The sequence below is a fragment of the Paraburkholderia sp. GAS32 genome (assembly GCF_050434225.1).
Taxonomy (GTDB): Bacteria; Pseudomonadota; Gammaproteobacteria; order Burkholderiales; family Burkholderiaceae; genus Paraburkholderia; species Paraburkholderia madseniana.
Map to the genome: position 1 here is coordinate 50,455 of NZ_JBNPVS010000025.1, position 21,252 is coordinate 71,706.

Genomic DNA, 21,252 nt, shown 5'->3' on the forward strand with positions numbered 1-21,252 from the left:
CACGCGGGAGCGCAGTTAATCACGACGCTGCGCGTCGTCTTAGGTCAGCCCGTCAGGCAGTCTTTTCCGAAGCGGCAGGGAACGGCAGCGAGTGAATCCGCCTGCCGGTGGCCGCGAAGATCGCGTTCGCCACCGCCGGCCCGACCGGTGCGACACCCGGCTCGCCGACACCCGTCGGCGCTTCGCCCGACTGAACGATATGCACCTCGACCTTGGGCATCTCCGCGAACCGCAGCACCTGGTAGCCGTCGAAGTTGTTCTGCTCGACCTTGCCGTCCTTCAGCGTGATCGCGCTGTGCAACGCCGCGCCGAGACCGAAGCCGATGCCGCCTTCCATCTGTGCGGCGATGACGTCGGGATTGATCGGCGTGCCGCAATCCACTGCACAGACGACGCGCTCCACTTTCACGTTACCGTCCTTGTCGACGGAGACTTCCGCGACTTGCGCGACGAACGTCTTGAACGCCTCGGCTACCGCGATGCCGCGCCCGCGGCCTTTCGGCAACGGTTTAGCCGGGTCCCAGCCCGCTTTCTGCGCAGCGAGTTCGAGCACGCCCCGCATGCGCGGTTCATGCGCAAGCAGATCGCGGCGGAAGACGAACGGGTCCTTTCTCGCGGCGTGCGCGGCCTCGTCGATGAACGCCTCGACCGCGAATGCCGTATGCGAGCTGCCGACCACCCGCCACCACAACACGGGCACGCCGGTCTGCGTGGTCGTCAGTTCAACCGAGATGTTCGGAATCGCGTAGGCCACGTTAGCGGCCCCCTCGACGGACGTCCCGTCGATCCCGTTCTTGACCATCACGCTGGCGAACGGCGTGCCGGCAAGAATCGACTGACCGACGATGCGATGCCGCCAGCCGACGAGCTTGCCGTCCGCGCTCAGGCCCGCGTCGAGCTTGTGGAAGTACATCGGCCGGTAGAGGCCGCCGTGGATGTCGTCCTCGCGGGTCCACTGCAGCTTGACCGCCGTGCCGTTCGCGCCCAGCGCCTTCGCGATCGACACGGCCTCGACGATATAGTCCGACTGGGTGTTCGCGCGTCTGCCGAAGCTTCCACCCGCATACAGCGTGTGGATCTTTACCTGCTGCGGATCGAGCCCCGCCGTATGTGCGGCGTTGGCCTGGTCGATGGTCTGAAACTGGTCGCCGGCCCAGATTTCGCAACTGTCAGCGGTGAGTTTGACAACCGCGTCGAGCGGTTCCATCGGCGCGTGAGCGAGATACGGGAACGCATAGCTGGCGGAGATTTTCTTCACCGCGCCTGCGAGCGCCTTCGTCGCATCACCGTCTTTTCGGGCGGACATGCCGGGCTGCCCGGCGAGCTGCCGGTATTCAGCCATGATCGCGTCCGAGCTGCGCTTTTCGGCCTTTGAATCGTCCCATTCGACCTTCAACGCATCGCGGCCCTGCTTCGCCGCCCAGAACCCCTTCGCGACCACCGCGACGCCGCCCGGCACCTGCACGACCGAGACGACGCCGGGCACCGCTTTCGCGGCCGACGCATCGAACGACTTGACCGTCGCGCCGAAGAGCGGCGGACGCTGCAGCAGTGCGACCAGCATGCCTGGGAACGTCACGTCGAGCGTGAACTGCGCGGTGCCGTTGGTTTTCGGCGGCACGTCGACGCGCGGCAGTTGGTGGCCAATCAAACGAAAATCCTTCGGCGACTTGAGCGTGACCGTATCCGGCACCGGCAAGCGGGCCGCGGCCGACGCAAGCGATCCGTAGGTCGCGGTCCGGTTCGTGGCCGCGTGATGAACACTGCCGTCGCGCGTCGTCAGCTCGGACGCGGGCGCCTGCCACTGTGCGGCGGCGGCGGAGACCAGCATCGCGCGCGCTTTCGCGCCAGCTTCGCGCAATTGCATCCACGAGTTGGCCATCGCCGAACTGCCGCCCGTGCCCTGGATCGTACCGAACGCGAGATTCGCATAGCGCTTCGCATCGGCGGGCGCGCTTTCGACACGCACGTCCTGCCAGTTCGCATCCAGCTCTTCCGCGACGATCGTCGCGATGCCGGTGTACGCGCCCTGGCCCATCTCGACATGCTTCGCGATGACCGTGACGCTGTTGTCGGGCGCGACGCGCAGGAACGCATTGGGCGCGAACGTCGCCTCGGGCATTGTCGCGGCGAGCGCGCGGCGGCCCGTGCCCGCCCATTCGAAGCCGATGGTGAGACCGACTGCCGCGAAGGCGCCGGCTGCTTTCAGGAAGGTTCGGCGCGACGGGCGTACCGCATCCGTGAGATCGAGATCGGTCGTCATGGTCAGGCCTTCAGGGTGGCAGCGGCTTCGTGGATGGCCGCGCGAATGCGGGTATAGGTCGCACAGCGGCAGATGTTGCCGTTCATCGCGGCGTCGATGTCGGCGTCAGTGGGCGTGGCGTTATGTTCGAGCAAGGCTGTCGCGGACATGATCTGTCCGGACTGACAGTACCCGCACTGCGGCACCTGAAGCTTGACCCATGCGGCCTGAATGGCTTTTGCGGGCCGGCTTTCAATGCCTTCGATAGTCGTGATGCGCTTGCCCGCGATAGCCGCAAGCGGCAGCACGCACGAGCGGGTGGCCTCGCCTTCCAGATGAACCGTGCATGCGCCGCATTGCGCCATGCCGCAGCCGAACTTCGTGCCGTGCAGGCCCGCGTCCTCGCGGATCGCCCAGAGGAGCGGCGTGGTGGGATCGGCATCGAGCGTAACGTTCTTGCCGTTGAGGACAAACGATGTGGACATGGAACCTCTCCGTGGGGAAAGCCCGGACTTGGCGCCGGGTGTACGCGGCAGTGTGTACCGACTGCCGGCTGTTGCGCTTACACAATCCTGCAAATTTATTGAACAATGCTGCAAATCCAGCAGGCCAGCCGCACTTGCCCGGCAGCGGTTGGGTATGCTCGATTCCGTCCACGGAGTTCCATGCGCATGAAACAGCATTCCTCCCGGCCCGATCCTTCAGCGGCACGCGAAACCGCGCGCCGCGAACTCGCCGCGCTCATCAGCCGCTTCGCGCCGACGGACGGCACCCATCAGACGGCGATCCCCTCGCTCACGTTCTATCGCTACTCGCAGCCCGTGGATCTCGGTTGCGGCGTGACGAACTCCGCATTCGTGTTCGCGGCGCAGGGCGCCAAGCGGGTCATGGTCGCGGGGCAGGCGTACGTCTACGATCATCTGCATTGCCTCGTGACATCCGTCGATCTGCCAGTGATGTCGCAGGTGACGCGGGCGTCGCCCGACGCGCCTTATCTGTGTGTGAAGTTCACGCTCGATCCGCAGCGGATCGTCGAACTGGCGACGCAACTGCGTCTGCCTGAACCGGATGCCGCGTCGTCAGGCGAAGGCATCGCTGTGGCCACGCTGTCGGCACCGGTTTTCGATGCTGCGCTGCGACTTGTACGATTGCTCGATACTCCGGGTGACATTCCGGTACTCGCACCGCTCATCGAAAAGGAATTGCTCTACCGGCTGATGACGAGCGAGCAAGGGAAACGGCTGCGGCAGGTCGCGGTGAACGGGAGTCAGACGTACCGGATCGCGCGGGCAATCGAGTGGATCCAGAATCACTACACCGAGCTTTTGCGGATGGAGACGCTGGCACAGGCGGTGAACATGAGCGTGTCGTCGCTCCATCATCACTTCAAGAACGTCACGACACTGACTCCGCTGCAGTATCAGAAGCAACTGCGGCTGCACGAGGCGCGCAGATTACTGCTCCGGCATAGCGGAGATGTCGGGTCGGTCGCGATCCGGGTCGGGTATGACAGCCCTTCGCAGTTCAGTCGCGAATATAGCCGGCACTTCGGCGCGCCGCCGCTTCGCGACATCGCGCAGTTGAGGCGTTTGGATGGGGTGGAGTTTCGGGAGTAGGGGCAAGTCGCATGCGCGACATCTCCCTTTGAAGGCGATGGAGGCGATTGGACTTCGTTAGAAACAGAAAACCCCGCGAGCCTTTCGGCTGCGGGGTTTCCGGACAATCTCGGACAACTTTGGATGTGATCTTGGTGGGAGGAGGAGGATCGAACTCCCGACCTTCGCATTGCGAATACGAACAAGTCGACGTTTCTTGAAATAGATCCGCGTTGATAAAATCTCATAAGCTATTGTATTAAAACGATTATCATCTTGCTTACCTTCCCATCGACGTTGACCCACATACCTTCATTGCCGCATAATCCGGTTACATGGCGGTTACATGAGATTGCCGGCTTAAGAACAAGGAGGTTACGTGGCGAAGGTAAACTTCACTGCGACTCGGGTAGAGGCGCATCGCTGCGAACAGGGTAAGTCGCAGTCGTTTCTTTGGGACAGCAAGACTCCCGGGCTCGGCTTGCGAGCCACACCTAGCGGAGCCAAGGCTTACATTTTCCAAGGCAAGATCCATGGTTCGACCGTGCGGGTTACGATCGGTGATCCGAGGAGCTGGACGATCGACCGGGCTCAGGAGCGAGCGCGCAGTCTCCAGACGCTTATTGATGGCGGCGTTGATCCGCGCGAGCAAGAGGCAGCGCAGAAGGCCGCGCATGAGGCTCGGCAGGCAGCGAAGCGTCGCCAGGACGTAACTGTCGGCGAGGCGTGGGAGCATTACTTGGAGCATCTGCGAACAAAGATCTCCCCCAAAACCAAAAAGCCGCGGTCGGAGAGATACATCCTTGACCATGTCAACCTCTCGTCGCCTGGCGGAGGTATTGCGAAACGCGGCGGCAAAGAAAAAGTGCGTGGACCATTGGCTCCGCTCTTGCCGCGCAGGTTGACCGAGATCACGGCAACATCCATGTCCGAGTGGCTCGAGGCCGAAATACCCCGGGGACCGACGAACGCCGGCCATGCCTTTGGGCTTTTCAAGGCGTTCATTCGGTGGTGCGACACTCATGAGACGTACGCGAACATCATCCCCCAGGACGCTTATGCTTCGCCTAAGGTCAAGGGCATTCTGCCTCGTAGCGCCGCGAAGGATGACTGTCTGCAACGCGAGCAGCTGTCTGTTTGGTTTAGCGCGGTACGATGCATCGCGAATCCAGTCATTAGCGCATACCTACAAGGCCTTCTGATCACCGGAGCGCGCCGGGAGGAGCTAGCCGCATTGCGCTGGGGAGACGTGGACTTCCGGTGGCGGAGCCTGACGATGAACGACAAAGTCGAAGGTACCGGCGGTCGGACTATTCCGCTCACTCCGTACTTAGCGAGCCTATTGTTGAACCTTCAGCGACTGAACGAAATCCCTCCCAATAAACGCCAGATCGCACGTCTTGCGCGAAGGGGCGAGCAGTGGGAGCCGTCCGAGTGGGTGTTCGCCAGCAAGACCGCGGCGGATGGGAAGATTGCTGAGCCGCGTCATGCACATAATCGCGCGTTGGCGCCGACAGGTTTGCCGCATATCTCGCTCCACGGTCTGCGTCGATCATTCGGTACGCTGTCCGAGTGGGTCGAGGTTCCTGTCGGCGTCGTCGCTCAAATCCAAGGGCATAAGCCGTCGGCAATCGCCGAGAAGCATTATCGACGGCGCCCCCTCGATCTGTTGCGGATGTGGCATGACAAGATCGAAGCTTGGATGCTCGAGCAAGCGCAGATAAAGTTTGCGCCGCGGAAGTGATGCCATGGGGACCGTTCGCCTGTTTGCCAGCGGCCGGCCGTGACAGGGAAGACTAACGCAAGACGTATGGGATCGAAGTCGTCTGCAACCGTCGTCGCCCAATAGCGCCAGGTGTTACGCCCGTGGGTTGAACTCTGCAGCCTAAGCGGCAGCTTCCAGGATCACGCGAACATCTGGGCATGTACGCTCCTCATCAAGAGGTGCTCCCTTGGATCGTTCGGCGTGCCTGCAAAAAGGAGGATCGAACTCCCGACCGCAATAAAGTTAACCATCGACCGAACCGCGATGAAAAGATGCCCCCAAAAGTGCCCCCAACCTTGACTCCCTGCCCCAACTTATCCACCAATTCGGTCAACAACCTCGGGCACATATTCCACATGCCGCCCGCGTCATGGCGTTGTCAACGGGGCGAAATACAATCAACCATGCCCCCAAAGCAACCCATTGCGTAGACCGGTTCATTGAACCAGTTCTATTCGTACCATGCTTGCCGTCCTATCCCTAAATCCGGCTCGATCACGCCTGCCACCAGTCGGGCGTCGCTTCGTCTCGGATGCTCCAGCCACCTACAGCTTTGGTTCCGTAGCGGTACGTGGCGATCGGAACCAGCGCCTCCGCCGGCGCGCAGCCACCGTGGTAGCCGTTCCGTTTGGTCGCGTATCGCAACTTGCTGTTCCAGGCCAGGACGATTTCGTCCATGCCACTGGCGGCCTTGACTCGATTACCCTTTAAGGAAATCTCGCCCGGGTAGGACTCCAGACTCGGCTCGCGCCAACGGGCGTTGGGGCTCGTCCCCTGCATGACCGTATCTTGGTCGAGCACGTGGCCGTGATCGCTTGTGAACATCACAGCGCGGTCGGATGAACGCGCTTCTGCCAGCAGTGCATCCAAGCCCTTGAACTGCGCAATATCCCAACGCAGCCGCAGTTGGTCAGACTTCATTAAATGATCGTCCACTGCATTGATCACAACGGCGACGACTCGTTGCCGGGTGTCACTCAGGGCAGTTCTGAGATCGTCGGAAAGGGCGACGCCAGAACTGTCGAGCAGATCTCTCTTGTGAAAAATCGCCGGCGGCTTGCCCGCGACAGACGAGGCAACGAGCGCAGGATAGGCGCTGAACGCCGCGCGTTCCGTCGATGCCGATCCAGCGCAAGGGGTGCCACAAAGCAGAGACGTCCTGGAGGCTTCTGTTGTCGACGGCAACATAGCCAGCAAGGTCGAACAGGCCCCTTCTGCGCGTTCGAACTGGACCCAACCCTGCTCCTTTAGACTGTGATGCAGCTCCAGAAAAACGGGGATACTCATTCCGTCCACAACGATGAGCAAGCTACGCCCGGCCACCGCGACCGGCGCGACGCATTTGTCGAGGGCGTCCTCAATTGGAATCAAGGACGTGCCGTTGGGTTGATCGGCCGCCAGCGACTCAGCGAAACGTCGGTCAAACAAGTCTCTGCGAGTTCGAGCATTTTCTCGGAGCAGGCCATAGGCGTTCGCCAAGTCTGCAGAGTCGTCGCCTTCCAGGAGCACGGTTTGCGCCCAGTCCACCCAGGCGATCTCGTTCCGATACTGCTCAGACAGCGGGTTCAAGGACGACGGGAAAGCACTCGCGGTTTGCGTCAGCCAACTCACCAGGCGCACCGCCATCTTGCATCTGAGCTCAGAGCGACTGCTCAGGACCGGGCCTCGGTGCGCCATCAAGCGCCCGAACCGGGAGATGGCCTCCGGCAAATTGAGGCCGTTCAGCGCAGCAGCAAAAGCCTTGGTCTTCTCGCGCACGGCAGCACTTCCATACCTTGCGTGCGCCGCGAGTGGCTCTGCCTTGAGTTGCGTCACCAACGATTCATAGCGCGCAACCTGTTGCTGTTTGGCGGCTTCGGTGGCGCGGTCGAACCAAGCGTCGGCTGCTCCGGCCAGTTGATGAGTGGTGTGTGACGAGATCGTCAATCCATCGAACAAGACCTCCAGCCGGGCTGCGACCTTGGCCCTGCTGGACTCCGAGCCAGTGGTCTTGTCTTCCAAGGCTTCACAAAGCATGGCAATGGCGACCAACTCATCGGCGCTCCCTGTATCGATTGCCGCAAAAACGAAGCTCACCAAATCGCCGAGCGTTTCCCGAAGGCGTTGGACCGCTTCTTGACGCGCGGGGTCTTCCAAAGTCTTGAATTGCTCACGCCGTTGGGCATCGCCAGCCCACTTCAACAAGTCAAGTTCCGTCGGTGGATAGGACTCGAAGCCCAATACAACCTTGAACAGCTCCTTCCAAGCCCGATCCTGGTCCAATACGAGTGAGCGGACAGGGGCGTAGCCCTCTGCTGGCATGAAGCGCACGAGCAGTTCAGCCAGCCAGCGATGGCGAGCCAGGCGCGGGTCAATGTGCGCCGCCCGAAAGAGAGCCAGCACGGTTTGCCAGAGGTCGTGCGTGATGGCGCGTCGCTTGGCGCAGCGTGCCAGTACGTCGGAGCCTAGCTCACTCTCGTCGCCTGAAAACAGCAAGACAACCGGCGTCGTGCTGGCGGCATGGCGGCGCATCGCGTCGCGAACGGCTAAAGGGGAACTGCAGGCCGAGACTGGCCAGCTCGCAGCGTTCACATCCACCGCTGCGCCATCGAAGGCGTCCAAGGGCAGCTGCAAAAGGATGAACCTTGCTGGCGGGTCCGCCTCGTGCGCCTGCTTCGCCTGAAGACTGATCTGATGTGCCGGGACCTTCATTCCTGTTCCCGGATCACGATCTGAATGTCCACACTGACTTCGCCGAGCGCCTCAAGTAGCGTCCGCGCATCGGCCAGTGCCTTGAGGGCATCGGTCTTGACCAATCTGGCGCGTTCAATTCGCCGAGGAGCCTTCATGCCGGGTTCCGGTTCCTGCTCCGGAGTGGATTGAGGCTGCGGGCTCGGCGGTATCGCCCGATTGGCGACATCGGCCATCAGTGTTCCCGCATCGCGCTCAAACTGCGCAACGGCAGCATGCAGTCCGTCGACGTATTCGTAGCGGAGCACGGCATGCGCGAGGCTTTCCAGAATCTGGTTGGCCCGTGGCGCAAACTCGCCGCTGCCGCTCGCAATCGAGCGCAGACTGTTGACCAGATAGTGTTTGGCCTCAACCCGCGCCAGCGCCTGGACGCCACCCAGCACGGCCTTGGCTTCGGCAATTTCCTCGGTACTGAAATCCAGTCGGGACACCAGATTGACGAGGTCGATCTCCGAGCTGCTGGACTCCATCGCAGCGAACCAGTCTCTGAGCCGTGTGCCGCCCGTCTTGCGCAGGGCAGGTTCTCCCGTGGCCACGACATCCGTCTGCACCAAGGTCATCAACTGGTCGACCACGCGCAGATAGTTCAGCAGATGGGCTGCCGTGTCGGCCACGCGCTTGCGCGCGGCACGCGAAAACTCCACCAGCCCAGGTGCTGACCGATAGAGTGCGGTCATCGCCGGGTCCAGCATTTCGCCCGCGAGTTTGGTCGCCTTGTCCCATTCGGCCACCGTCGGCAAGGGTTGCTCGCGCACCTCGCATTCGTTCGGCACGTTGCCGACCTCGCCTTTGAACGGTTGACCGAAGCGGTACAAGGAACGATTGCTCTTGGCCAGCCAGGTCAAGATTACAAGGTCTTGTAGGTCCTCGCGCAGCCCGCGTCGATCGGGCAAGTCCAGCCAGCGGCGGAGATCGGTCACCGTGGGCTCGCGTCCTGTCTGCTGCGCAATCTGTCTAGCAAAATGCTGCGACCAGTCGTCACGCAACTGCAGTGCGGCCTCGCCGACCTCGGCCAGATCGAGCTTGGGCGCAATACGCTTGGCGTCGTCCCGAAGCGAGGCTTCGAGTTCGACACGATGGGCGGGCTTCTGGGCCGCCAGCACCATCAGATCAGCGAGGCGCTTGACAACGATCGGGCGTGGTTCGGCGTCAAAGTGCGGGTGGGCCGGAAATTCGTAGTCCAGCGCTTGCTCGGTGAGTTTTTCGAACGCATCTTTGAAGTTAGCCGCCACCGGTGGGCGCAAGACCAAAGAGGGGTCCAGGCTGAAGTAATGCTCGTCGACCGTTTGCGCGGGGTCCAGTGCTTCCTGGGCGACGCTGTTGAGCCCGTAAGCCGTGTACAGGCAGTTGCGAATGAACTGGCGCAGTTGGTCACGCTGGTTGGTGAGCAGCACACGTGCTTGCTCGCGATCCGCCTGCGACAGCTGGCTGGCGTACTGGTCCAGGTTGTTGCCACGCAAGACGAAGTTGATGACCACCAGACGGCCCAACTGGTCCTGTGTGTTGGGGGACAGGAAAGACGGCAGCCACGCCATCGAGCGGCCGACCCTGCCTTCGTTGAGGAATCCGTTGATTTTGGCCACGTCGTCCTGTGGGCCGTGCTCGGGTTGGTGATCAAACGGGAAGTCGATCAGGATGCGCCACGTTCCTTCGCGCCCCTTGAGGGTGTCGAAGGACTGCTCACGGACATTGCCAAACAGAATCTCCGCGCCGCGCCGCGAGCCGCGCCAGCTGATCTCCATCTCGGGCGGCAGCAAGCTGGAGCCTGCATCGGCCAAGCCCAAGCCATCGGTGATCAACTGCCTGACTTCCGCCTGCCGGTTGCCCTGCGTGTCAAACGACATCGCATTGGCCAGGATGGCGTCGGTGTCGACCTTGGCCACTTCGACGGACACGATCGGATTCGGCGAATCGTCCGCGATCTTGATTTCACCGGCCTGGCCCGCCCAGCGCTTGAGCTTAGTCAGCACGGTGATGCCCTCGCTGCCCGGCACCGGCGTGCGAATCGTGCCGTGGTTCAGCGCCGCCAGCTTTGTTGGCGTTAGGTTCTTCAGGGCTTCGACTTCGGGCACCAGCGCCGCCAACACCAGAGTCTTGAGCAGCCGCGCGTCGTTCTGCAAGGCGGCTGCCTTCTTCGGATCGGCCTTACCCGACTCGATGTCTTCCCAAGCTACGCCGTGCTGGGTCTCCAGAATCGGCAACAACCGCCGCCGCCAGAGCTGCTTGGCCTGCTCGAAAAAGAGCTTGATGCCATGGGTGAAAGGCTCGTCCCCATCGGCAATCACGTCAAACAGATCGCCAACCGGGATGACGTCGCCAATCTCCAGTGTGTCGGCCTTGTCCACTAGCATCTGCTGCATCAGTTTGAGTGCCGTGCGCTCGCGCTGCAGCATCGACGACACAGCGATCAGGGTCTGAACCAGTGCTGGTGTGAAGGGGTACAGGTCCTGCAGCATCTGCTGATCACCGTCGCGGGTCAACAGGGTTTGCAGTACTTCGGGTTGGCTGCCCAGCAGCTTGTTGATCGCACCCTTGAGCAGCGCATCCTCTGCAGGCCCGCGCGTGCGCAGCAGTCGCTTCTTGGCAATCTCTGGAAGGTTTCGATCTTCCAGGTTCACCTTGTCGAAGCGGGCCTCCCAATACTGCAGCGTGTCGGCAAACGACAACTGCTCGGCACCAGGCATGTGCTCACCGACCAGTTCGCGCAGATCGCGCTGACGGGCCATGAAGCTGACGATGGGCGTCGGGCGGTCAGCGTTGCTCGATTCGACCAGCTTCGCGACCTTTTGTCCTTCACGGGCAATCCAGGCCACATCCGCCGCACGGCTGGCCAACCACAGGATGAACTCGTCCAGAAACAGGATGATGCCGTCGTAGCCCAGATCCTTGGCGTGGTGCGACATCGCCGACAAGCCCTCGTCCAGCGAGGTGTACATCTCGCGCTGCGAGGCCGACAAATGGCTCACGCTGCCGAAGAACGCACGTGTCAAGGCACCGACAAGTTGGAATCGCTCAGGGCTCCCGGGGGGCACCTTCAGGGTGGCCTCGAAGCGAGCGGCGGCCCAGGTCTGCGTGACGCGCCCCCAGCCGCCGCCACCAGTGGCCGCGCCGGTTGAGCCATTCAGGGTGCGGAAGAAGGCCTCGTCGCCCATCTGGGTGCGCAACTTCTGCGCATCGTTGAGCATGCCCTCGCTCTGATAGAAACCAGGGCTGGGCGCCTCTGGGTGCAAGCGGGCGGTGAGTTCAGCGTAGCCAGAGAAGAGCGCCGATTCCAGCGTCTCGGCATTGATCATGTGGTACGGCACGACTAAGAACTTCTTGCCCTGCGTCCAGCCGTTGTGCTTGGACACCACCGGAGCCAACTCGGACTTGCCACGGGCCATGGCATCGCCGCGCAACAACAGCGACAAGATGGCCATGAAGTGGCTCTTACCGGAACCGAAGCTGCCGTGCAGGTACGCGCCCTTGCTCATCCGGCTGTCGATCGCGCCCTTGACCACCCCGAGCGCCTGATCGAAGCACTTCACCAACTGGGGCGTAGCGATGTAGTCGCGCACGGTTTCCGCAGGCGCACTCAGGCCATCGGTGAGGCGAAGAACAAAGTCACCCTGGTGAACCTGCTCTGGCAGGTCAAATATCTCGCGCAGTTTTGGCATGTTGTTGTGTCCCTCGTATTCAGTGAATCAGGTCAGGCCTGGGCGGCAGTACTGGCCCGCCTGCCGCGTGTGCGACGAACGGGCGCCGGGGGTTGCCAAGCGCGCACTGCGCTCAGCGTCAGCCCGTGCTGCGCTAACTGCGCATCGAGCAGGCCTTGTAGGTAGTCGCCGGTGTTCATGCCCAGGTCGTCATCGACCTCCGGATGCCATTGGTGCACCAAAGGCAGAAGTTCGTCTAGACCGGCCAACGCGGGCGTCAAACGCGCCGCATCAGCGCCTTCACGTTGCAGCATCTCGTACAGGTAGCCCGTCAGGGCCAAGGCTCGGGCCTTGGCGTCATAGCCGGCCCACAGCAGCATCGGGCTTCCTGCGTCGTTGCTACGCTCCAAGTCCGGGAAACTGACGAAGCGCTCCTTCGGAACATCCAAAGCGCCGCGCAACTTCCAGTACACGCCGTCGCGGTAGTCGTCTTGCTTGTACTTCGGTGGGACGGGAATGGCACCCACGTCCGTCGCTTTACGTCGCGCCTGCTCCTCCTTGATGACCTCGATTGGCTCATCAGCCAGTCGCCGGGCCACCTCCGCATCGATCGCATCCTCACGCCTCTGCATCAGCCAGGTGTTTTGCCAGACTGCGCGCTTGCGCAAGCCACTGTCGCTGTAACGCAGCGCATCCAGATATGGCACGCTGGCCTGCTGCACCAGTGCCACAACGGTCGCGTGCGCGTCGCTGCCGCTGCCTGCATACAAGTCCAGAGCGCGCCGAAATTCTTCGTCACCAGACAAAGCATCGACAAGCTCGCGAACCGCACGCAATTTCGGTGCGGGATTTGCGTCGCGCTGCCACAGGTCTGGGGCTTCCAGGCGATTCAACAGCCACTCTTCGAGAGCCGCCTTCTCCAGCGTCTCCCATTCGGCCGTAGCCCAACGACGCTTGTACTCTGGTCGCTCGATCAGTGCTAGATCGCGCGACTGGCGAATGGCAGCGATCCGCCTTTCGACCACGGCACGGTAATTCGCGGGCCAATGGCTCGGGATCTCGGCAACGGGATGAGTCCCATGGCGTTCGAACCAAGTCGTTGCAGTGCTTCCGGTAGCGCAGTCTTGCGCAAGTACCAATTCGAAGGCGCGTTCACCAAAACCGATCGGAGGAGGCTCTCCGTCGAAGATCAACTCTTCAGGCGCCAAACCGTAAGATTTGTACACCTGCCAATCCAACTCCTCCTGCAGGGCGACCATCTGGCGCCGAAACAATTCGGCGGAATTTTTTGAGCTTATTAGATGCGTACGGGCCGGGACATTGTCGGTAATAAGTTGGTCCGGAAGCACTCTGGCGCGCTCAAGTGCCACCTGGTGAATCTGGAGAGAAACAGCGGTTGGTCGCTCCTCCACTGTCGGGAATCGACCAGCTACGGTTCCTGCGTACTCATAGAAGTCCTCAAATGCGTCCGTTCGTTGGCGCGCCCCTCGCTGATCGACTGTGCTGCCTTTGTTATGACAAACCTGCTTGAACCAGAAACAGGCAAGCGATGAGTTCAATAGTCCAGTTAGCCCGTGATACTGACTATCGCTGGAGTCGGCCGCAAGCTTGATGATTTGGGCTGATCTATTGAATACTTTCCCTCCGTTGTCCACGACAAAATGGTTATGCGTGGCGACAAAAGCGAAAGTAATCGAATCAGGTGGATTAAACCGGCGCAAGGAAATCTGATGCCACTCCCACCATGGCCTGCTTTCTGAGAAGTAGGTGCCACCAGAAAAAGTCGCTCGATTCCCCAGTACTGTGCGATATGGCCAAACCCAGCGATGAAGGCCTGGCATGGTTTCAATAGCAACAAGGTCCGTATCAGAGTACGGGAAAAGACTCGATTCGCTGCTACGTTCAACAAGCCAGTCGCGGACAACGTCGCCTACAACAAATCGCCTTACGTAACGCTCCTCTACCCCCGCTCGCTTGAAGTCACCCAGGTTGGCCAGAAATACACCGTCTGCATTTGTTTGCCCCGAGTAGCCAATCTCCACGACTTCCTCTGCAACAGTACTTTTATCATTCGCAATCTCCTTTACGAGATCTGCAGCCCCTCCGCCCCCCATAGTCCACGGGTGACTCGTGAAGGCGTCGCGACTAGCATCGGAAACGCTCACCCATTCGGAAATGGAACCCCGAATATCAATCTGATCAACGATAGCCCGCCAGACAACTCCCAACGCGGGATCTTCGGGCGTTTTTGGCTCACCTTTGATCCCCATTACAGCTCGAACCGTTTCACTCGCAGGGGCTCGCTCACGGCCAATCAAAATCACTGTCGGCGTGCCATGGCCTGGGATGTATGCCCCCGAGGTGTCAATTACATGAGTGAGGTCCACTTTTTGGAAAAATACCTCTACCAGCTTCTTTCCAAACTCGCGCTTCATGAACGAGTTGGCAACGATCAAACCAACAAATCCGGCCCGCTGTGTGGAGTCAGCTCGCTTGGCTAAAGCCCAAAAGCGTTCGCAGAAAGGTGCAACCAAGGCATACGTCCGATGACAACTTTGGTATCGCTGCCTATATAGCGCAGAGATCGCGCGATCCTTTACAGTGATGTACGGAGGATTTCCGACGACCACCGCATATTTGCGCGCAAGGATCACGTTGGTGGCGTTCAGGTCTTCCGCTGCGAAAGCATGGCGATAACGATGGTCTGCACCTGCTCCCAGGTTTTCTTGTGGGTTATTCAAGCCCAGTGAGATTTGCGCGCGCGTGTAATCACGCTGGTCGAAGCCGTGCAGCAGACTGTCGCCCGTTTCGATGTGCAAGTGGAAGTCTGGAGCGAGCCTCAATTTGTGGACGCTCGCCATCTTCAATGCGGCGATGAGCAGGCGGAACCGCGCTATCACCACCGCGTAGGGGTTGAGGTCAATGCCCGCGATGCGGTCGAGTGCCTCCTGCAAGGCCAAGTTGACGTTGTCCGGGCGCTTGCGCAGCCAGCGCGGGGCCAGGCGTTCGAAGGCGCCGAGCAAAAAGTGCCCCGAACCGCAAGTAGGGTCAATCAGGTCGACTTCTTCCAAGTTGTAGATGTCGAGCGCCGGGGTCAGGGTGCGGTCCAGGATGAAGGACTCGACAAACTCGGGCGTCTGCAGCAGCGCATAGCGTTCGCGGGCGGCCTCGGACAAGTCCTGGTAGAGGTCGCCCAGGAAGCGCGTGTTCCAGTCGGGGTCGGCAAAGTCGTGCACCAAGGCGCCACTGTCCGCGTTGGTGGCGCGAAAGAAGCGCACCAGTTGCTTGCCCATGTCGGCCGACACCGGGCCGAGCAGCAGGCTGCGCTGAACTTTCAAGACGTCCGACAGTCCAGGCAGACGTCCGGCCACGGCGAACACGTCGCGCAGGTAGTCGTTGTCGGACGCCGTGGGGTTTTGTAGATAGAAGGCTTCCTGCCGTGCCACGGCGGTTTGTCCCCGGCTGTCGGTGCCGGCGATCAACGGGGCGTCGAGCAGATCGTTGTCTTCGCAGAAACGCACGAACACGCAGGCAAGCACCCACGCCACAGCCGATTGCGTGAATTGGGCTTCAGCCCAAATGGCCACATCCTCTGATGTGCGCCCAGCGTCACGCGCGGCTTGCCAGTCGGCGGTGAGGTGTGTCCGGTAGCCATTGTTGTCGGTGACGAAGCGTTGCCGGAGGTCAGCCTCCAGGTCTCGAACCTGGAGCTTGAGGTCCGCCAGCAGTTTGGTGCGATTGATCATCTTGGTTTTGCCTTCGTGCTGGTCGTCATGACGGCGCTGCCGTGTGTGCGGTGGGCGTTCTCAAGCCAGGCGCGCGGGATGCGACCGTAATCTGTGGTGTTGATGGTGACCGGAACGGCTTCGCCATCCAGCACCGGGCGGTTGTCGGGTGTCAGTGGACTCGCAAGCAAGGCAATCAGCGGCGGGCGCTTGCCAAACATGCAGGCATCGGCGAGCTTGGCGAACAGGGGCATCTTCTGCCAGCGTGCTGCCAGACCGAGGTTCACCAGCAAGCCCGGCCGATCGTCCTGCAGGAGTTGCGCTTCGACCTTGGGCCAGACTTCACCGAGAACGGTGGTGAAGTTCTGCGCATCCACCGAACCTGCGGGCGCGGCATCGGCGGCCAGCAGGATGTTCCAGTCCACGTCCCACTCCTTGGTTTGCGCCTCGAGTAGGGTGAGCACGACCTCGTCGAAGTCGATGACTTTCAGTCCAAAGCGCTGCGCCAGTTCACGCTGCGCGATCGCGAGACCCTTGGGGTCGACGGACAAGGTGAGCAATTTGCCGCTGCTCAAGGCGTGCTTGATGCGCTCGTCGATCTGCAGAGCGGCCTGCACATCCGGCGCGGTCGCCGTGCGCGGACGGTTGTTGGTGCCGAAGCGGGTGATCTGCGTGGTGCCCGAAATGATGCCCGCTGAATAGAGCGTGACGAAGGCGCGCTTGGCGGCGTCCCACTTCACCTCCAGCCCAGCGTCCTTGAGCAATTGCTCCAGTTCTGTGGGGCCGGGCAGCGGCGCGGCCTCAGGGTAGCGAGCGAAGATCCGGCGCCGGATTGTCTCCAGGTCGAACTGACGCAAACCGAGCAATGAGTTGGTGGCCAGTTTGACGGCGCGCGCAGCAGACAGCTGGACTGGGTAGAACTCCAGACGCGAGGACAAAGCCGCCTGTCGGGCACAAGCGGCGGCCAGACGGATCAGTCGCTCAGAGCTCAACCCAGCATCGCCAGCCGGCGGCGGTATGCGGGCTAAGGTGTCAGCCACCTGTTGCGACGACGGCAGGGGGTCTTGTTGGGCCAGCCGGTCCGCTGCTTCACCCAGAACCACTGCGTAGCTGGCTCGAACCTCAGGAGCCGAAGGGTATAGCCCGGCCGCACCGCTGCTGGCCAAGGTTGCGACCACCAGATCGTCAACTTGGGGCGCTTCCACCAACGGGCGAACGTTGGCTGCGCGCATCACAAGTTGCCAGCGGGCTGCTTGCTTGGTGCGCTCGACGGTGATGACGGCCCGTGTCAGGGCTTCGGCCTCGCTGCGTCGGGCCGCGCCTGTTTGCACGCTCCCACGTCGGGCCAGCAGTGCGGTGGCAATTTCCCCAACGGTCGCAATGCCGCCCAAACCGGCCAGCACAAGGGCCACGTCGTCTCGCAGGTGGGTGATCTCTGGCTGGCGCGACATCCGCTCAGCCATCGACTGCAACAAGTCCTCCTGCAGCGGCGAGGTGCCTGGCTGCGCGCTCAAGCCGAGCCATCCCTCCAGTACCTCGAGTTGGGCCTCATCGCCTTTCTTGGGCACGAGCAAGGCAGCTGCGGCATCCACGGATAGTTTGGCTACGGTGGTATCTGCGGGCTCGTCATCCTTGGCCGCGCCACCGCTGAATTGGTGCCGCAGGCGGTCGGCAATTTGATGCAGTTCACGTGCTACAGCCAGCGCAATGCCCCGGTGCCTGTAGAGCCGATTGCGCGGCAAATCGGCCAGATCCCCCGCAGTAGCCAGCTCATCGCGGCCGATCCGGTCGAGCAGTTCGAGGTGACGCGAATCCAGCTCCAACGACTCAAGGGGGGTGCCCGGCGTGATGCCACCCGCCGCCTGTTCTTCGCCGAATGGCAACTGACTTTGCGGAGGTTGCGTCGTGTGCGTCGTGACAGGACGCGAGACGTTCTCGAATACCTTGCGCCATTGACGCAACATCTGCTCGGCGTTGTCAAAACGCTTGCGATGATCGCGGGCCAGCGCCCGGCTGAAGAAGTCGAGTGCCTGCTTGCGAATCGACGCGTCAAAGCGCTCTGAGTCCAGAACGATTTCCGACTTCAGGGTCGCCGGGTCGGCGCTGCCGTCGCCCCATTCGGGCAGTGTGCCGGTGGCCATCTCGTGCAAGGTAAGCGCGCAGGAGTAGCGCTCGGCATAGCCATCCCACATCCCGCGTTTGCGCAAGAACGGGTCCATGTAGACCCGTGTACCCGCGTTCAGGTCGGTAGCGGGCACACCCGCCAGCGAGAAGTCAAACAGCGTGAGGGTGAGTCGTTTGCCTGTCCCCGGTCGAATACCGATGTTGTCTGGCTTGATGTCGCGGTGCGGCACGCCCTCGCGCTCCAGGTACTCCACAACGGAAATCAGCTCTTCGCCAAACCGCTGCAGCAGGTCCAAACCCAAGCGCCCTTCTTGCCGCAGGCGCTCGCCCAGCGTTTCCTCTCCCGCCGAGGACAGGAACAAGGTCGCCAGTCCAGCAATTTCGAAGCGCTCAAAACACTGGACGATGTTCTGATGGGGCTGGAGTCTGACCAGCGTCTCGGCTTCCTGCTTGAGTCGATAGTTGTACTCCGACTCCAACGCAATCTTGAAGACACCCTGGCGTGGTTGTCCCGCGCTCTTGCGCCGCACCTCTAGGGCCAGGCTGGTACCGCCCTTGCCCAGCCGACGCAGGACTTCAAAGCCGTTGAGCTCATTGCCGGTGTTGGCCTCAAGCGGCGACGCCAGGGGGGACGCCGGTGCGGTCAGAGCGTCTTCAAGCGCCTCCTCGGCCTTGTCGAGCGCAGTCAGGAATTCGTTGGTCGAGCTGAACCGATCATCGGGCGAGGGCCAGGTAGCAAACTGGATCAGCTCCTCGATTTCGGCCAAGCACCCGTTGACCATCGCCGACAAGGTGAGTCCGGGGCCCTGTTCGCACTTGGTGACCAACTCATCGCCGCTGATGGCCGGCGGCTCACCGGCGAGGACGAAATACGAGATGGCACCAAGCGAGAACAGGTCCAGCTTGATGGCATCTGGCCGGGGCGCGTTGCGTGCTTCGGGCGCGAGATAGATCTCTTGAGTCACACGGTCTGAGAGCATTTCGACATGGAGCGTGCCCGTCGTCTCGCCCTCGGCCTCTTGCAACTGACGTGTAGCGATCTGCCAATCGAAGAGGGTGACGTCGAACGAATTGGTACCGACGGTCCTGACCATGATGGTCTGCGGTGACAGGCCCCGGTGGTAGAGCCGATAGCGGTGCGCCGCATCCAGTGCTTCGGCAATCGCGCGCACGAGCTTCAGCCGTTGCCAGAGATCGAGTTGTTCGCCTTGCGCCCGAATGAAGTGGTCGAGCCGTTGAAGTCCTTCGTCGTACTCGAAGATCAGGGCCGGCCCATGTTCACTGTCAATGAAGTCCGACGCGCGCAGGATGCCCGGATGGCGTATGCCTTCAAGCAATTGAAACTCTCGGCGAGCCGCGTCGGCCAGCATGGCGCGTTGCGCGGCATTGAGCGTGCGCTTGGCGGTGTAAAGACGGACTCGTCGCCGGAGGTTCTTCAGCGATACGTGCTTGGCCAGCCAGTCCTGGTGAAAGTCGGTCTCTGCGAGGACCTGTTCGAGCTGGTAATCACCCACGCGCCGGCTTTGCTGCGGCGGACGAATGCCAACGGTTTCCAGCGCCCGGTTGATGGACGTCGCCAGATCGCGGTCGATGGGCTGCGCGTTAGCGACCGGGGCTGTCTCATCGAACAGTTTGCTGGCAATGTCCGCCCGCAGATGCACGTTCTCTCGCGCGGGACCGGTAAGCTTGCAGCGTTGCGCAGGGTCCGACAAAAAGACCAGGGACTGGATAAAGGGCGTGCGACGCTTCTGGACAGTCAGTTGCTTGCGCAGGAGCGACGCGAGCTTCTTCGCCTTGCGGTTGGTCAACAGCAAGGGGTTATCATCGAAGTACTCTCTCCCGCCGTCCCGCCAGATCCAGGTGTGAGAATCGCCGCCGACTTCGCCAGGTCGGCTCTTTATCTCGACAAGAAAGATGCTGTAGCGCGAGATAATTAGTAGATCAACTTCGTTGATGCTCCCGTCGTCGGCGACAAACTCGAAGTTACTGTACGCGCGGAACGGTTCGCGGTTCGGCAGCGCGCGCTGGACAAAGTCGAGCGCATCCTGTTCCCACGGAAACTGAGACGGCGAAATCGTCTTCCAGCGCCCACTCATCGACAAACTCCTACTACGTTAGAGGCCTTAGCTAGACGACCTGGATGTGTCGTGCCGAGCCTTCCTTTGTTGTTTGGTGGGCGTGTCATATCAATCGCAATCTTGTTCGGGCTCGACGGGTTGCGCAAGGCGACTAATGCCGCTTCGATCTGATGTGGATCATCAACGCTCGCGTCGAACAGCGACTGCAAAAGACGGTCTACGCCGTCAGCGCTATGCCGTCGCGTCAGCTCATGTGCGTAGTACTTTGCGTGACAGGCAGTAATCAATCGACTACCCCCGCATTTTTTCCGGCCGCACCGTGACCAGCCGGTTCAAGCGTACGTGACTTTCCCTTGCCTACATGACGATCGTGATGCGTCACATACCCAGGCGCCAGCACCGCATTCGTCACGCCATACAGGGCCAGGTGGTCCCGCAACCAAAGCCGGTACTCCGGCCCGCGCAAACTATGATCCGGCGAGCAGTCAACACTCCACTTGCGCAGCACATAACCCGCCGTCGCAGCGCGTAACCGCATCTTGAGCATGCCATCGCGCATTCGGTAGTCCACCTCGGTAATCCTTGGATGGGGTTGATCAGGATGCGGCACGAGTTCGACCTCGACGATGCGCGACCACTGGATATCCTGATCCGATTGTTCACGTGCCTCAACAACACCGTCAGGCAGGACCAATGCCTCCTGAATACGCGTCAGTACGAAGTCACGGAACTCACCCGATTTGCGATCATAGGCACGAGCATGCCAACGCAGGCCTGTATCCAACAACGCGAAGGGTACGATTTCACGCTCACTACGTCCCGCGCCAATGGAGTGGTACTTGATGCGCAGCACCTGACGCTGTTTGATCGCCCGGGTGACCATCGCAAGGATGGGCAAAGCGGGCTGGGCCAGCCGCGCCGGGATATCGCACACAACCCCCGCTCGGGAGCTGACAGGCTCCCCATCCCCGTACCCCTCTGACAACCACGTGAGGATGCGTTCGGGAGAAAAATCAAACAAGGGGGAGAAGTTTGCTCCGAGCACGTAAATTTTTGCCCGGCCGTCATAGGCCAGGTTCCCCGGAGCCAGGTCACGGTACACGCTTAGATCGCGGGTCGCCGCCGCCGTTTGCACGCCAAAGCGATCAACCAGATCCTGCCGGCGCATGTCGCCCACAAACCAAAGCTTCTGCTCGATATAGGCCAGGCGGTCACGCTGCGCGTGGCTAAGAGCGTGTAACCGTTCTGGTGGCATCACAGGGGGCTGGTCCGTATTCAATAGGTTCCATTTTACCGCATAGAGAGCATCATGCCGCATCCTTCGGCAATTCATTTTAATCAAACATGCAGATCAAAAT

At 61.3% G+C, this 21,252-nt stretch carries 9 protein-coding genes and 1 tRNA gene; 2 read left to right on the forward strand and 8 right to left on the reverse strand.

Features of this window, described 5'->3' with window-relative positions; genetic code table 11:
* Window positions 1–52 precede the first annotated feature (52 nt).
* Entirely contained in the window at window positions 53–2,263 is a 2,211-nt protein-coding gene (locus P3T25_RS27320; protein WP_429359769.1) for a molybdopterin cofactor-binding domain-containing protein, read from the reverse strand.
* 2 nt (window positions 2,264–2,265) lie between these two features.
* Complete coding sequence (locus P3T25_RS27325; protein WP_093644821.1) at window positions 2,266–2,727, reverse strand: (2Fe-2S)-binding protein; 462 nt, start codon at window positions 2,725–2,727, stop codon at window positions 2,266–2,268.
* 186 nt (window positions 2,728–2,913) lie between these two features.
* Between P3T25_RS27325 and P3T25_RS27330 the strand changes: the two genes are divergently transcribed.
* Window positions 2,914–3,858 carry an AraC family transcriptional regulator gene (locus P3T25_RS27330; RefSeq protein ID WP_429359772.1) on the forward strand — a complete coding sequence of 315 codons (945 nt, stop codon included), beginning with the start codon at window positions 2,914–2,916 and terminating at the stop codon, window positions 3,856–3,858.
* Between the two features lie 132 nt (window positions 3,859–3,990).
* Here P3T25_RS27330 and P3T25_RS27335 read toward each other — a convergent pair.
* Window positions 3,991–4,127, reverse strand: a tRNA-OTHER gene (locus tag P3T25_RS27335).
* 89 nt (window positions 4,128–4,216) lie between these two features.
* On the opposite strand from P3T25_RS27335, the gene P3T25_RS27340 reads away from it, so the two are divergent.
* Window positions 4,217–5,581 carry a tyrosine-type recombinase/integrase gene (locus P3T25_RS27340; RefSeq protein ID WP_429359774.1) on the forward strand — a complete coding sequence of 455 codons (1,365 nt, stop codon included), beginning with the start codon at window positions 4,217–4,219 and terminating at the stop codon, window positions 5,579–5,581.
* A 516-nt stretch (window positions 5,582–6,097) separates the two neighbouring features.
* Here P3T25_RS27340 and pglZ read toward each other — a convergent pair.
* The 5 genes from pglZ to P3T25_RS27365 form a co-directional block, all read right to left on the reverse strand.
* Window positions 6,098–8,293 (reverse strand): BREX-2 system phosphatase PglZ, encoded by a 2,196-nt coding sequence (pglZ, locus tag P3T25_RS27345; RefSeq protein WP_429359776.1) that lies wholly within the window; start codon window positions 8,291–8,293, stop codon window positions 6,098–6,100.
* Window positions 8,290–11,988, reverse strand: coding sequence for a hypothetical protein (locus P3T25_RS27350; RefSeq protein WP_429359778.1), 3,699 nt, complete (start codon window positions 11,986–11,988; stop codon window positions 8,290–8,292). Before P3T25_RS27350 ends, pglZ begins: the two co-directional genes overlap by 4 nt.
* A 32-nt stretch (window positions 11,989–12,020) precedes the next feature.
* Window positions 12,021–15,713 (reverse strand): BREX-2 system adenine-specific DNA-methyltransferase PglX, encoded by a 3,693-nt coding sequence (gene pglX / locus P3T25_RS27355; RefSeq protein ID WP_429359780.1) that lies wholly within the window; start codon window positions 15,711–15,713, stop codon window positions 12,021–12,023.
* Window positions 15,710–19,912: a BREX system serine/threonine kinase PglW gene (gene pglW / locus P3T25_RS27360; RefSeq protein WP_429359782.1), complete on the reverse strand. Its 4,203-nt coding sequence runs from the start codon at window positions 19,910–19,912 to the stop codon at window positions 15,710–15,712. The genes pglX and pglW overlap by 4 nt, the downstream gene beginning before the upstream one ends.
* 265 nt (window positions 19,913–20,177) lie before the next feature.
* Window positions 20,178–21,149 carry a helix-turn-helix transcriptional regulator gene (locus P3T25_RS27365; protein ID WP_429359868.1) on the reverse strand — a complete coding sequence of 324 codons (972 nt, stop codon included), beginning with the start codon at window positions 21,147–21,149 and terminating at the stop codon, window positions 20,178–20,180.
* Window positions 21,150–21,252 lie beyond the last annotated feature (103 nt).